Origin of the sequence: Nonomuraea sp. NPDC051191 (assembly GCF_044455665.1) — a bacterium.
Classification (GTDB): domain Bacteria; phylum Actinomycetota; class Actinomycetes; order Streptosporangiales; family Streptosporangiaceae; genus Nonomuraea.
In genome coordinates, this window is the sequence record NZ_JBITEZ010000011.1 from 356,608 (window position 1) to 370,535 (window position 13,928).

At 73.5% G+C, this 13,928-nt stretch carries 10 protein-coding genes; 5 read left to right on the forward strand and 5 right to left on the reverse strand.

Going from position 1 to position 13,928, the window contains the following annotated elements; translation table 11 throughout:
- The first annotated feature begins 9 nt into the window (after positions 1-9).
- From ACIA8R_RS31675 to ACIA8R_RS31690, 4 genes are all read left to right on the forward strand, one after another.
- The gene (locus tag ACIA8R_RS31675) at positions 10-2,355 is read left to right on the forward strand and encodes a discoidin domain-containing protein (RefSeq protein ID WP_397041699.1); all 2,346 of its coding nucleotides are present in this window, start codon (positions 10-12) and stop codon (positions 2,353-2,355) included.
- 24 nt (positions 2,356-2,379) lie between these two features.
- Positions 2,380-4,080, forward strand: a complete 1,701-nt coding sequence (locus ACIA8R_RS31680) for a beta-galactosidase family protein (protein WP_397041700.1) — start codon at positions 2,380-2,382, stop codon at positions 4,078-4,080.
- Positions 4,073-5,479 (forward strand): family 20 glycosylhydrolase, encoded by a 1,407-nt coding sequence (locus tag ACIA8R_RS31685; protein ID WP_364103931.1) that lies wholly within the window; start codon positions 4,073-4,075, stop codon positions 5,477-5,479. Before ACIA8R_RS31680 ends, ACIA8R_RS31685 begins: the two co-directional genes overlap by 8 nt.
- Positions 5,480-5,631: 152 nt before the next feature.
- Positions 5,632-6,393, forward strand: a complete 762-nt coding sequence (locus tag ACIA8R_RS31690) for a hypothetical protein (RefSeq protein WP_364103934.1) — start codon at positions 5,632-5,634, stop codon at positions 6,391-6,393.
- On the opposite strand, the gene ACIA8R_RS31695 is transcribed toward ACIA8R_RS31690, so the two are convergent.
- Positions 6,380-7,825, reverse strand: coding sequence for a multicopper oxidase family protein (locus tag ACIA8R_RS31695; protein WP_397041701.1), 1,446 nt, complete (start codon positions 7,823-7,825; stop codon positions 6,380-6,382). The two genes, ACIA8R_RS31690 and ACIA8R_RS31695, sit on opposite strands and share 14 nt — an antisense overlap.
- Positions 7,826-7,993: 168 nt before the next feature.
- Here ACIA8R_RS31695 and ACIA8R_RS31700 point away from each other — a divergent pair, with 168 nt between their 5' ends.
- Positions 7,994-9,106 carry an ABC transporter substrate-binding protein gene (locus ACIA8R_RS31700; RefSeq protein ID WP_397041702.1) on the forward strand — a complete coding sequence of 371 codons (1,113 nt, stop codon included), beginning with the start codon at positions 7,994-7,996 and terminating at the stop codon, positions 9,104-9,106.
- A gap of 29 nt (positions 9,107-9,135) precedes the next feature.
- On the opposite strand, the gene ACIA8R_RS31705 is transcribed toward ACIA8R_RS31700, so the two are convergent.
- The 4 genes from ACIA8R_RS31705 to ACIA8R_RS31720 form a co-directional block, all read right to left on the reverse strand.
- The gene (locus ACIA8R_RS31705) at positions 9,136-10,005 is read right to left on the reverse strand and encodes a GNAT family N-acetyltransferase (RefSeq protein WP_364103941.1); all 870 of its coding nucleotides are present in this window, start codon (positions 10,003-10,005) and stop codon (positions 9,136-9,138) included.
- A gap of 84 nt (positions 10,006-10,089) precedes the next feature.
- Complete coding sequence (locus tag ACIA8R_RS31710) at positions 10,090-12,357, reverse strand: catalase (protein WP_397041703.1); 2,268 nt, start codon at positions 12,355-12,357, stop codon at positions 10,090-10,092.
- Between the two features lie 89 nt (positions 12,358-12,446).
- Positions 12,447-12,920 carry a nuclear transport factor 2 family protein gene (locus ACIA8R_RS31715; RefSeq protein ID WP_357708546.1) on the reverse strand — a complete coding sequence of 158 codons (474 nt, stop codon included), beginning with the start codon at positions 12,918-12,920 and terminating at the stop codon, positions 12,447-12,449.
- 57 nt (positions 12,921-12,977) lie between these two features.
- Positions 12,978-13,868, reverse strand: coding sequence for a LysR family transcriptional regulator (locus tag ACIA8R_RS31720; protein WP_397041704.1), 891 nt, complete (start codon positions 13,866-13,868; stop codon positions 12,978-12,980).
- Positions 13,869-13,928 lie beyond the last annotated feature (60 nt).

A 13,928-nucleotide genomic window follows, 5' to 3' on the forward strand; every position in this document is an offset into this window, starting at 1 on the left:
CGCCCCCTCTTGCGCGTCATCGTCACCGCGCTGACCCTGTTCGCCGGACTCCTGGCCGCCACCCCGGCCCAGGCCGCGAACGGCACCACCTACTACGTCGACGCCTCGGCCGGGAACGACTCGGCCGACGGATCGAGCCCGGCCACCGCCTGGCGGAGCCTGGACAAGGCGAGCGAACTGACGCTCGGCCCCGGCGACCGGCTGCTGTTCAGGGCCGGACAGCGCTGGACCGGCCGGCTCACGATCAGGGGCGCCGGCGCGCCCGGCCGCCCGGCGACCGTCGGCTCCTACGGCCAGGGCGCCAAGCCGCTGATCGAGGGCGGCGGGCTGGACGGCGCCGCGGTCACCATCAGCGACGTGCACGACTTCGTCGTGGACGGCCTCCAGGTGACCAACAGCGACGGCCGGCCCGTCTACCGCACCGGCGTCAACCTGTACGCCAAGGACGCCGGCAGGCTGGCCGACGTCACCCTGCGCAACCTCGACATCCACGACGTGGACGGCGCCGGCGGCCACAGCGTCGCCACCGCCGGACTGCTGGTCTCGATCAGGGGCGACAGCGTCCCGACCTTCTTCGACCGGCTGGTCATCGAGGACAACGAGATCTCGAAGATCGGCTCCTACGGGTTCATCATGTGGTCCACCTGGTCCCGCCGCAACGGCATGACCAGCCTCTACCCGGCCGAGACCGGCATCCCCGACAGCGAGGTGAACACCTGGACGCCGAGCACGGGCGTCGTCGTCCGCGGCAACCGCGTCCATGACGTGACCGGCGGCGGCATCACCCCGATGCACACCAAGGGCGCGCTCGTCGAGGGCAACAAGGTCGAGCGGGCGGTGACCGGCCGGACCAAGCCGACCGGTGGCAACGTCGGCATCTGGTGGCAGGGCAACGACGATCTCGTCGTCCAGCGCAACGAGGTCAGCGGCACCGGGTTCAACGGGCCGGGCTCCGACGGGCACGGCTTCGACGCCGACGCCGACAACAACCGCAGCCTCGTGCAGTACAACTACAGCCACCACAACGACGGCGGGTTCTTCATCGCCGTCTCCTTCGCCGGCGCACCCACCCGCGACACCGTGGTCCGCTACAACGTCAGCGAGAGCGACGGCTACGAGGTGTTCGGGCTGTCGACCGCCACCCAGGGCACCGACCTGCACAACAACACCGTCTACGCCGACGGCCGGGTGGTCGAGGTCAAGCCGCCGCTGGCCGGGGCCGGCAAATATCCGCTGGGCAAGGTCGTGCGGATCTACAACGACGCCGCGGGCGTCAAGGTGCGCGACAACGTCTTCCTCAACGCGGCCGGCGCCGGGTTCGACGGCAAGAACGGCGCGGTCTACGACCACAACCTCTACTGGGGCACGCCGCAACCGCCGACGGGGCCCGACCACCGGGCGATCGTGGCCGACCCGAAGCTGGCCTCGCCCGGCTCCGGCGGCCTGGCCGGCTACCGGCCGCTGGACGGCTCGCCGGTGTCCGACGCGGGCGTGAGCCTGCCCGCCGTCGCCGACCTGGCCGGCACGCCCGTCCCCGACGCGGCCCCCGATCTCGGCGCCTACCAGCGGGCCGTCCCGCTCCCCCGGGTGAGCAGCACGTTCACGCCCAAGGGCCACCTGGAGCGGCTGGCCGACCGCGACCCGGCCACGTTCTGGCAGAGCGGGCCCAAGCCGGCCTTCCCCGGCAACGTCGACCTGACCTACGCCCTGCCCCGCACCTTCAGCCGGGTCGAGGTGACCGGCGCGCCGGACCTCGCGTTCGACGTCCAGACCTCCGAGGACGGCCGTACCTGGCAGACCAGGGCGACCGGCGCGAAGCAGGCCGTCACGCTCCCCGCCGAGGTGACCACCCGCCGGGTCCGGCTGGTCGTCACGGGCGAGGGGCGCTTCCTGATCGGCGAGGTGCGGCTGAGCGTGCCCGCCGCCACCGAGCCGTACCTGCCGCCCGGCGGCGTCCCGCTGGCGACCTCGTCGTTCCCGTCGGCGTCCGCGCTGGAGAACCTGATCGACGGCGACCCCGGCACGCCGTGGGCCTCGGCCTCGACCGGCGTGACCCTGCCCGGCGACATCACCGTGGACTACCGCGCGCCGCGCGCCGTCTCCGAGGTCACCCTGCACACCGCCTGGGCCAAGGGGCAGGGCATCACCGACGTGTCGTTGCAGACCTGGGACGGCGGCTCCTGGGTCACCCAGGTCGACCACCACCTGATCGACTGGCCGACCAGCAGCGCCACCGTCGAGACCAGCACGATGCGGCTGCCCGCGCCGGTGACCACCCAGAAGATCCGGCTGATCGTCCACAAGGCGAATCTCGAATGGGGCAACCTCGCCCTCTACGAGATCGTCACCCGCTGACCGGACCAGAAGAGAGAAGAAGGCATGACTCAGGTGCTGTCGGGAGCGATGCATTACTTCCGGGTCCTTCCGGAGCAGTGGCGGCAGCGCCTGGCCATGCTGCGGGCCATGGGCCTGGACACCGTCGAGACGTACGTCGCCTGGAACCTGCACGAACCCCGGCCCGGCCACTTCGACTTCACCGGCCGGGCCGACCTGGGCCGCTTCCTGGACCTGGCGGCCGAGCAGGGGCTGCGGGCGATCGTGCGGCCGGGGCCCTACATCTGCGCCGAATGGGACAACGGCGGCCTGCCCTGGTGGCTGCTCGCCGACCGGGACGCGCGGCTGCGCTGCCACGACGAGACCTTCCTCGGCCACGTCGGGCGCTTCTTCGACGAGGTGATCCCGATCGTCGCCGCCCGGCAGGTCACCCGCGGCGGCAACGTGTCCATGATCCAGGTCGAGAACGAGTACGGCTCCTACGGCTCCGACCGCCGCTACCTGGCCTGGCTGGCCGACGGGCTGCGGGAGCGGGGCCTGGACGTGCCCCTGTTCACCTCCGACGGCGCGATCGACCACATGCTGACCGGCGGCACCCTGCCGGGCGTGCGGGCGACGGTGAACTTCGGCTCCGACCCCGAGGGCTCCTTCGCCGAGCTGGCCCGCTTCCGGCCCGACGACCCGCCGGCGTGCATGGAGTTCTGGAACGGCTGGTTCGACCACTGGGGCGACACCCACACCACCAGGGACGCCGCCGAGGTGGCCGGCATCCTGGAACGCATGCTCGCCGCGGGCGCGTCGGTCAACCTCTACATGGCGCACGGCGGCAGCAACTTCGGCACCTGGGCCGGCGCCAACCTGGGAGGCGACCTCCAGGACCGGGAGTACCAGCCGACCGTCACCTCCTACGACTACGACGCGCCGATCGACGAGCGCGGCGCGCCGACCGAGAAGTTCTGGGCCTTCAGGAAGGTGCTGGCCGCCCACTCCCGGGGCCCGGTGCCCGAGCCGGAGCCGCTGCCGCCGACCCTCCCGCCCGGCGCCGTCGAGCTGACGCAGTCGCTGCGGCTGTTCGACGCGCTCCCCCAGGACGTGGTCCGCTCGGCGCGGCCGCCGACGTTCGAGGAGCTCGGGCTGGCCCACGGGCTGGTGCTCTACCGGGCCACCGTCCACGGGCCGCGGCGGCCGTACGAGCTGCACGTGGACGGCCTGGCCGACCGGGCGCACCTGTTCGTGGACGGCGAGCCGGTGGCGGTGCTCGAACGGGACCGGCTGACCGGTGTGCCCGTCGCGGTGCCCGGACCGTCGGCGGTCGTCGAGCTGCTGGTCGAGTCGATGGGCCGGGTCAACTACGGGCCGCGGCTGGGCGACCGCAAGGGCATCGTCGGCGGCGTGCGGCACGAACGCCAGTACGTCCACGACTGGGAGGCGGTGCCGATCCCGCTGGACGACGTGTCGGGGCTGCCGTGGGGCCGTACGGGCGCGACGACCGGGCCGGTCTTCCACCGCGGCACGCTCACCGTGGCCGAGCCGCGCGACGCCTACCTCGCCCTGCCCGGCTGGACCAAGGGCTACGTCTGGATCAACGGGTTCTGCCTGGGCCGCTACTGGGACCGGGGACCCCAGCGCACCCTCTACCTGCCCTGGCCGCTGCTGCGCGAGGGCGCCAACGAGATCGTCGTCCTGGAGCTGGACGGCTGCCAGGAGCCGGTCGTGGAGATCCGGGAGGAGGCCGACCTTGGGTAACCCGCGTCCGGTCGTCGTCCCCCGCCTCCAGCACTGGGACGGCGGCACCGGTTCCCTCCCGCACGGCCGGCTGGCCAGGGTCGTGGGCGACGAGCCCGCCCTGCGCGAGCGGCTCGTCCGGGAGATCGGGCACCTCACCGGCCTGACCCTCACCGCCGCCGGGGGCCCGGCGCGCGCCGGGGACGTCGTCCTGACCCTCGACCCCGCGCTGACGTGCGAGGCGGGCGGCGACCGCTTCGCCGAGGAGGGCTACCTGCTCGACGTCACCGGCGAGCAGGTCCGGATCTCGGCGCCCACGCCCACCGGCCTGTTCTACGGCACGCGAAGCCTGCTGCAGATCCTGCGCACCACCGCCGAGCTGCCGGTGGGCGGCGCCGCCGACTGGCCCGACTACCCGGTGCGCGGTTTCGTGCTGGACGTGGGCCGCCGCTTCTTCACCCCCGGCTTCATCCGCGAGCGGCTGGCCGTCATGGGCTGGTTCAAGCTCAACGAGCTGCAGCTGCACCTCAACGACAACGGTTTCCTGGACCCCGGCGGCACCTGGGACGACGTACAGGCGGGCTTCCGCCTGGTGCCCGGCGACCCCGCGCTGGCCGGGCTCGCCTCGGCCGACGGCGCCTACGACCGGGCGGACTGGGACTCCTTCGAGGACACGGCGGCGGCCAACGGCGTCACCGTCGTCCCCGAGATCGACGCGCCCGCCCACGCGCTGGCGCTCGTCCGGTTCCGTCCCTCGCTCGGGCTGGGCGACGACCACCTGGACCTGTCGAAGCCGGCGGCCACGCAGTTCGTCAAGGACCTGTTCACCGAGTTCGCCCCCTGGTTCCGCGGCCCCCACGCGCATTTCGGCGCCGACGAGTACCTGGCCGACGAGCCGCGCTACAAGGAGTTCTTCAACGCGATGGCGGCCCATCTGCGGGCGCTGGGCAAACGCCCGCGCGCCTGGGGCAGCCTGACGAGGATGGCGGGCGGCGTCCCCGACGGCTACGACCGGGACGTGGTGGTCAACTGCTGGGCCACCGTCTGGTACGGCCCGCACGAGGCCGGGCGGGACGGCCACTCCTTCATCAACACCAGCGACTCCCTGCTGTACGTCGTCCCGGCCGCCACCTACTACCACCCCGACGGCCTGGACGGCGAGCACCTGTACGAGCACTGGGCACCGCACGTCTTCCCCGACGGCCAGAGCGTCGCCCCAGGCGATCCGCGGCTGCTCGGCGCCATGTCGGCGGTGTGGAACGACATCACCGCGGCGCCCTACACCGAGGACGACGTACGCGACCTGATCGAGCCGACCTTCGCCGTCCTGGCCCAGAAGATGTGGAGCGGCGCGGGCGGCCTGCCGTACGACGCCTTCACCGAAGCCGTACGGCGGGCCGGCGGCCCGGTCCCCGGCTGAGGCCACCGGGCGGCTGACGGCGTTGTCGCCGCAGGAGTTGCGGATCGTCCGGCCGACCGCTCGACCTCGCGTGATCCTGCCCCTGACGGGGGAGCCGGTTCCCCCTCGGGAGGGAGACCGCGGGCGGGCCGCCCGGCCTACCGTGGACGGCCATGAGATCAACCACTCGGCCGGCGCTGCTGGCCGCGGGCTGGGCCGCCGCGGCCGCGCTCGCGCTGGTCGCGCCCGGGAACCTGGTCATGCGGGTGGCGTTCGGCAAGCTCGACGACCCCTTGCTCGTCCGGCAGGCGCTGTTCGCCGCGCTGGGGGTGCTGGTGGCGCTGGCGACCGTCCGGTTCGGCACGCGTACCGCCGCGCGACCGCACGAACGCCGGGCCGACGGGACGGTCCGTCCCGCGCTCTGGGCCAGGGCGGCGACCTGGACGGCGGCCGGCCTGCCGGTGCTGGGCTTCTCGGTCCCGCACCTGCTGTGGGGGCTGGGCCTGCCGCTCGGCGTGGCGGAGGGCTCCCGCGCGGGGCTGGCGGAGCTGGGCGGCTCGGCGGTGTTCTGGGCGCTGCTCGTCGCCGGGCCGGTGGCCGGGGGCCTGCTCACGTTGGGGCTGATCGCCCGATGGGGGCAGATCTTCCCGCGGTGGGTGCCCGTCGTGGGAGGGCGGCGGGTGCCGCGCGGGCTCGCGGTGGTCCCGGCGGCGGCCGTCGGCCTGCTGGTCGGCCAGTACGGCGCGATGATGACGAGCTGCCTGACGTTCGGCGTCACCCGCGCGTGCGCGCCCGGCGGCGGCGCGGAGGTCCTCGACGGGAGCTGGGGGTTCGCCGGGACGTACCCGGTCTTCCTGCTCTGGGGGACGTCTCTGCTCGCCGCCGCCGCCGGTCACCTCCACACGACCGCGCGGGCGCCGCTCAGTGGGTCATGACGTGCTTGCGGCGCGGGGGCTTGCCGTAGCCGAGAACGCCCATCATGCCCTGCTCCTGGTGGTAGAGGTTGTGGCAGTGGAACATCCACTCGCCGGGGTTGTCGGCGTGCACGTCGATGCTGATCCGCTTGTACGGCATCACGTTCACGGTGTCCTTCCTCGGCCCGCCACGCTCGGTCGCCCGGACCTGGAAGGTGTGGCCGTGCAGGTGCATCGGATGCCACATGTGCGTGTCGTTGTGCAGGACGATCCTGATCGTCTCGCCCCGCTCGACCCGCAGGCGCAGCGGGTCGTCGGCGAGGCGGCCGTTGAGCGGCCACTCGCTGCCGCCGTCGGCGCGCTGGCGCCAGCCGAGCGTGACGGTGACGGTCCTGGACGGCGGGCGCAGCTGGTGGGAGCGGCGCGCCTGGAGGTCGTCGTAGCTGAGCTGCTTCCGCTGGAGCTCCGGCACCTCGCCGTCCGGCGACGGCGTCCGCGCGACGGGCGTGGTCCGCACCACCGCGAACGCCCGCCCGCTCTTGCCCTCGGCCATCGCGATCAGCGGGAACGCCCCCGCGTCGAGCGTCACGACGAAGTCGTAGCGCTCCCCCATGCCGACCACGACCGTGTCCACGGTGACCGGCTTGCACGGGAAACCGTCGGTGTGGGTGATGGTCAGGCGGTGGCCGCCGAGCGCGACCCGGAAGGCCGTGTCGGCGGCCGCGTTGATCACCCGGAACCTGGCGCGGACGCGGGGACGGCTCAGGAAGACGGTCGGCTCGTCCGCGGTGCGGCCGTTGACCAGGTAGTACGGGTAGCGCACGTGGCCGGACGTGCCGCCGAGGACGTGGCTGCTCAGGGTGTCGTCGTGCGGGGTGGTGCTCAAGGCGCTCAGCGTGTCGTCGGGAGTGCCCTTGACGCCGTCCTGCCAGTCGTCGAGGAGGACCGTGAACTCCTGGTCGTACCTCAGCGGCTCGTGCGGGTCCTCCACGATGAGCGGGCCGTACAGGCCGCGGTCGCTCTGCATGCCCACGTGGGAGTGGTAGAAGTACGTGCCGGGGTCGGGGACGGTGAACACGTAGTCGAACGTCCCGCCGGGCTTGGTCGGCCGCTGCGAGAAGCCGGGGGCGCCGTCCATCTCCGGGACGATCCTGATGCCGTGCCAGTGCACGGTGGTCGGCGCGGGCAGGTCGTTGACCAGCCTGGCCCGTACGGTGCCGCCGGCCGTGGCCCGGATGGTCGGGCCGGGCAGCACGCCGTCGTAGGCCCAGGTGGACACCTCCTGTCCGCCCAGCGACACGGTGGCGGGCGCGGCCCGCAGCACCCTCCTGGCGGGCGCCACGGCGGCGGTCCCCTCCGAAGCCGCGGCGGCGGCCACCGGAACGGTGCCCAGGGCGGCGAACATGCCGCTGACGAACAGCCTGCGGGACACGGTCCCACGTGAATCAGTCACTACGGATCCCCCTCATCCACCTCGAAAAATAACGGAGAGTCACGACAAGAGGTGGACGCCACGCGCTGGCGGACCGTGCAAGATCGTCGTACTGCCCCCCGGGGCCCTCCCGACGCCGCGCCCCCGGCATACTGGCCACCGGATCATCAGACGGGAGACGTCACGCACATGGACACGCCACCATCGCAGCCGGGGGCCGGGCGGGCCGACGGATCACCCGTCCGGATCGGCGCGCTCGTCCCGCTCACCCCGCCCGGCTGGGTCGAGGCGGGCCGTCACCTGCTCGCCGGGCTGGAGCTGGCCGTCCACGAGGTCAACGAGGCCGGCGGGATCGGCGGACGGCCGCTGGAGCTGGTGGTCCGGGACACCGCGGCCGACCCGCACAGGGCCGCGGCGGCCGTGGACGACCTGGCCGGCCTGGGCGTGGCCGCGCTGGCCGGCGAGTACCACAGCGTGGTCGCCCGCGCCGCCGCCACCAGGGCCGACGCGCTCGGCCTGCCGTTCCTCTGCTCGTCGGCGGTTCTCGACGCGCTCACCGAACAGCCGACGGAGTGGGTCGCGCGCCTGGCCCCCGCGCAGTCACGCGGCTGGCGGATCTACGCGGACTTCCTCCTCGACGCGGGCCACGGCCGCGTCGCGGTGGCGACCCAGCCGAGCGTCTACTGGGCGTCGGGGACCGGCATCCTGCGCGACCGCCTCGCCGCCCGCGGCGGCACGGTCGTCGAGCTCGACATGACCGCGCTCACCCCCGCGGCCCTCTGCGACGAACTCGCCGGCAGCGGCGCGACGGCCCTGCTTCTCCTGGTCGGGCAGCCCGAGCCGGCGGTGCCGATCGTCAGGGCCGTCCGCCGCGACCGGCGGCTGGCCGGGATGCTGATCGGCGCGCCGGCCGGGCAACCGGAGTTCGCCGGGTGGGCCGGCTCGCTGGGCGGCGACGGCGCCGGGATCCCGTTCCTGCGCTACCTGCCCGAGCGTCTGGGCCCCCTCGGTGTGCGGGTCGGGACGGCGCTTCGCGAGCGGCTGGCCGGGGAGCCGTCCTTCGTGGCCTTCGAGGGCTACGACACGGTCGCCGTCCTGGCCGAGGTGCTGCGTTCCCACGGCGTGGAGCGGGCGCGCGTCGCCGGGGCGTGGCCGGACGTCGCCGTCGAGGGCACGCGGGGGCCGATCAGGTTCTCCGGTGTGCCGGGCATCGGCGTCCGGCAGTGGGCCTGGCCGCCGATCCAGGTCGCCGACCGGGACCCGGCCGACCCCGGCCGCTTCCGTACCCTGCACACCGGCTGAATCCGCGGGTCCGGCGTTCGCCCGAGGGCTCAGGAGGCGTCGCGGAACACGTCCCGTCTCTCCGACAGCCGCTCGAAACCGGCCGACCGGTAGGTGGCGACGCCGCCGGTGTTGGAGCTCGGGCAGCCCACGATCACGCTGGAGGCCCCCGACTCCTGGAGCGCGCGGGCCGCGGCGACCGTGACGGCCCGGCCGTATCCGTGCCCGCGGTGCGCCCGGTGCACGCCCATCGGCTCGATCAGCCCCGGCCTGCCCTCGCCCGCCTGCCACACCGCCACGGCCGCCACCGCCGTGCCCCGCTCGTCGCGGACGAGCAGGCACCGCGCGCCCGCGTACGGCGCACCCGCCGCCATCGCGTGCCAGCGCTCCTCGGTGAAGGTCGAGCCGTCGAACGACGCCCGCAGCACCGCGGCCCACTCGTGCGCCCGCTCCGGCCCGGCCGCCTCGACGCGGACGCCGGGATCCGGCACGGGGGCGCCGAGGTCGCGCCGGAGCAGCGTCCACGGCTCGCCGATCGCCCAGCCGTCCTTGAGCAACAGGTCCTGGACCAGCGCGCCCTCTGGGGCCTCGATGTACACCCGGCCCTCGGGCAGCACGCCGCGATCGGGCGCCGACACGTCCCCGGCCATCCGCCGGGCCAGCTCCTCGTCCCGTGACGCGTGCGGGGCGAACGCCAGCCGCAGCAGGTCCGCGCCGTCCAGCAGCCCGACCGCCACGACCTTCCCTGCGCGGCTCCAGGTGCGGGTGGCCGCCGCCGTCCGGGCCGCGCCGAACCGCCAGAACCATCCCAGGTCGCCCGGATGCACCTGCACGGGCTCCGCGTCGTGCTGCCACTCCCCCAGCGTCCGCGCCACGTCACCGAGGCCGTCGATCCCGGGCCGGCCCATCTCGATCGTCATCCCCCGATCACACACCACCCCGCCGGCCCGCCGCACCCGGTTTTCCCGCCGCTCGGGCGGCCGGGCACGAGCGGCGGTGACGCGTCAGGCGACGTCGGGGTGGATGCGGAAGCGGTCCCAGACCCGGTGCAGGGCGAGCAGGGCCAGCACGTCGCGCAGCACCCCCTCGCCGTCCTGCCCGGTGACGACGCCCGGCGCCTGCGCGTGGACGCCCGCCGCCTGCAGCGCCTGCTCGGCCGTGCCCCAGCCGCCCAGTGCCTTGGCGTGCCGGTACGCCTCGCCGACCAGGAGCAGCACGCGCGGGTCCACCGGGGTCCCGCCGTCGCCGGCCTTGGCGTCGCGGGCTCCGTACGCGTCGTCGCCCGGCGCCGGCGCCCCGGCCAGCAGCACCGCGTCGAACTCGACGGAACGGGCCGTGGCGAAGGTGCGCTGGACGGCCAGCGTGCCGCCCAGCATGCCGCCCTTGGGCGCGATGACGAGCGGGGTCATGCCGCCGTCGAGCACGGCCTGGCGGACGGCGTCCACCACGCCCAGGTCGCTGGTCTCGTCCGCCACGATGCCGATGACCCGGCCGTCCAGCGGCCACTGGCGGCCGACCTGCGACAGCGCCGGGCTCGGCGGCGGGTCGGCGAGCGCCACGGTGGGCTCGGGCGCGGGCAGTCCGAGGCCGTCGGCGACCTGCCGGCACAGGACCGGGTCGATGTTGGCCAGCACCCGCAGCTGGCGCTCCTTGACCGCCTGCTCGTAACACTTGCCCAGCTCGAAGGTGTAGGCGCTGATGAGGTGCTCGCGCTCGATCGGCGACAGGCTCAGCCAGAACAGCCGCGGCTGGCTGTAGTGGTCGGAGAACGTCGCGGGCGCCTCGCGCACCTTGCGTCCGGCCACCTCCAGCGGCACCTCGACGAAGGCGCCCTGCCCGGCCCCGGCCTGGAACGGGCAGCCGCCGTCCAGGGAGTTGGGCCGGTACGGCGCCACCCCCCGGTGGACCGCCGTCTGGTGGAACCCGTCGCGCAGCATGTCGTTGACCGGCGCGTGCGGCCGGTTGATGGGGATCTGCGCGAAGTTGGGCCCGCCCAGCCGGGTGATCTGCGTGTCGAGGTAGGAGAACAGCCGCGCCGCCAGCAGCGGGTCGTCGGTGATGTCGACGCCCGGCACGAGGTGCCCGACGTGGAAGGCGACCTGCTCGGTCTCGGCGAAGAAGTTCGACGGGTTGGCGTTGAGCGTCATCAGGCCGACCGGATGGACGGGGGCCAGCTCCTCGGGCACGATCTTGGTCGGGTCCAGCAGGTCGATGCCCTCGAACATCTGCTCCGGCGTGTCCGGGAAGACCTGGATGCCCAGCTCCCACTGCGGGTGCGCGCCGGCCTCGATCGCGTCGGCGAGGTCGCGCCGGTGGAAGTCGGGATCGACGCCGCCCGCGATCTGGGCCTCCTCCCAGGTCAGGGAGTGCACGCCGAGCTTGGGCTTCCAGTGGAACTTGGCCAGCGTCGTCTCCCCCGCCGCGTTGACCAGGCGGAAGGTGTGCACGCCGAAGCCTTCCATCATCCGGAACGAGCGCGGGATGCCCCGGTCGGACATGTTCCACATCGTGTGGAAGGTGGCCTCGGTGTGCAGGGAGACGAAGTCCCAGAACGTGTCGTGCGCGCTCTGCGCCTGCGGGATCTCCCGGTCCGGGTGCGGCTTGCCGGCGTGGATGACGTCGGGGAACTTGATGCCGTCCTGGATGAAGAAGACCGGGATGTTGTTGCCGACCAGGTCGAACACGCCCTCGGCGGTGTAGAACTTGGTGGCGAAGCCGCGGGTGTCGCGTACGGTGTCGGCCGAGCCGCGCGAGCCGAGCACGGTGGAGAAGCGTACGAAGACGTCGGTCCTGGCGTCCTCGGCGAGGAAGGCCGCCTTGGTGATGTTCGAGGCGGTGCCGTACGCCTGGAAGACGCCGTGGGCGGCGGCGCCGCGGGCGTGCACCACCCGCTCGGGGATGCGCTCGTGGTCGAAGTGCATGACCTTCTCGCGCAGGTGGTGGTCCTGCAGCAGCACCGGGCCGCGCGGCCCCGCCTTCAGCGAGTGGTCGGTGTCACGCAGCCGCACCCCCTGGGCGGTGGTCAGGTACTCGCCGCCCTGCGCCACCTGGTCCGGCGACGCGCCGGTGGGCTGCCCGGTGGGCGAGACGGTGTCGGGCCCGCGCTGGTCGGGCTTGGGCGGCAGCGGGCCACGTGGTTCGGTCGGCTCCTCAAGCGTGGGCGGCACGCTGCCGGGCACCCCCGGGATCTCGGCCGGCTTCGGGGCGTCACGGTCGGTGACGGCGTCGACGACCTTGTCCACGGCGGCCTTGAAAGGGTGCGAGTCGTTCATGCTTGATTCCTTAGAAAGGGCCACGACGAAGTGACCTGATGTGGCGCCTCCCTACCCATGCTCGGACATATCACGCGAATAGCCGCATTTCAGGACGGTTCAGGACCGCCGTTCCCGGGGCCCTCGAAGGGCAGCGGCAGGCGCAGGCCGACCTGTGCGTAGATCTCCAGCTGGTCGTAGTAGAGGCGCTGGCTGGAGACGAGCCCGTCGCGCAGGTCCCAGAACCAGCAGGCCCGTACGGTGATCTGGCGGCCGGTGGCGGCGAGCACCTCTCCCCCGACCGTCAGGTACGGGCCGGTGTGCGTCCCGGTGGCCGTCAGCTCGGTGGCGATCGTGTCCCCCACGGCGACGGTGTCCCACAGGGTGAAGCGCAGGTCGGGGAAGCCGTCCCAGATCTGGGTGAAGTAGGAGGCGATCTCCTCGGGATTGCCCGCCTCCATCTCGGGGCTCACCACGACCGCGTCCGGCGCGTAACACCGCAGCACCGCCTCGACGTCGTGGACGTTGGCGGCGCCGAGCAGCCGGTCCACGATGTCGTTCGTCGCCGGCGGCACCTCTTCCATGACAGGGACCGTACCCATGGCGAGCCAGCGCACGGCCAAACGGTCGTCAGCGGCGGCTCATGGATGGGTGGCCGCTCGCACGGCCGCGGGGGGCCGGAGGGCGCCCAGCTCGCCGAGAAGGTCGCGGATGAGCGCGGAGCCGGTCAGCTCGCGGGTGGTCACGTAGCCCACCCGGCGGCGCGGGGCGCCCTCGCCGAGTTCGGCCATGGCGACCCTGGCCGGGGCGTCCACCGTGGACAGCCGGGGCACGATCGCGGCGCCGAGCCCGTGGCCGACCATCGACATGACGACCCCGTCGTCCTCGACCGTGATGTCGCCGGGCGGGATCCACTCCTGCGCGGCCAGCCAGCGCCGGGTCTCGCCGGAGCAGTTCTCGTGCCAGTCGATCATGGGAAGCGACCGCGGGTCCGGATGCCCCAGCGGGTGGGCCAGCACGTACGGCTCCTCGTACAGCTCCTCGCAGACCAGGCCGTCCACGTACACCGGCAGGGAGACGACGCCCACGTCGGCCCGGCCGTCGGCCACCTCGCCCGCGATGCCCCGGCCCAGGTCCGGCACGATGCGCACGTCGACGGTGACCTTGGGGTGCCGTTGCCCGAAGCGGACCAGCACGCGCGGCAGCAGGTGGAAGGCGGCGCTGCGGAAGGCGGCCAGCCGGATCGTCCCGGTGGCCTCGCCGAGGCCGGCGGTGCGCGTGTCGGCCCGCATGACCTCCATGAGCCGCAGGATGTGCCGCGCGTGCCCGACCGCGGCCTCCCCCGCCGGGGTGGCCCGGGCGCCGGCCCGTCCCCGCTGGAACAGGACGGCTCCCATCTTCCGTTCGGCGGCGCGCAGGGCGTGCGAGACCGCCGACTGGGTCAGCCCCAGCCGTACGCCGGCCGCCGACACACTGCCTTCGCCGTCGACGGCGACCAGGACGCGGAGCTCCGCCGCGGTGAGATCGTCCACGGCACGGCAACGTATGAAAGGTCTTCATGCATTCCGCGTCAACCAGAAACGGCACCTCCT

Bases quoted from the DNA above. Each gene is read 5' to 3' on its own strand.
- ACIA8R_RS31705 (WP_364103941.1), bottom strand. From the start codon at position 10,005: ATGACGATCGAGATGGGCCGGCCCGGGATCGACGGCCTCGGTGACGTG.
- ACIA8R_RS31680 (WP_397041700.1), top strand. From the start codon at position 2,380: ATGACTCAGGTGCTGTCGGGAGCGATGCATTACTTCCGGGTCCTTCCG.
- ACIA8R_RS31700 (WP_397041702.1), top strand. From the start codon at position 7,994: ATGGACACGCCACCATCGCAGCCGGGGGCCGGGCGGGCCGACGGATCA.
- ACIA8R_RS31710 (WP_397041703.1), bottom strand. From the start codon at position 12,357: ATGAACGACTCGCACCCTTTCAAGGCCGCCGTGGACAAGGTCGTCGAC.
- ACIA8R_RS31690 (WP_364103934.1), top strand. From the start codon at position 5,632: ATGAGATCAACCACTCGGCCGGCGCTGCTGGCCGCGGGCTGGGCCGCC.
- ACIA8R_RS31715 (WP_357708546.1), bottom strand. From the start codon at position 12,920: ATGGAAGAGGTGCCGCCGGCGACGAACGACATCGTGGACCGGCTGCTC.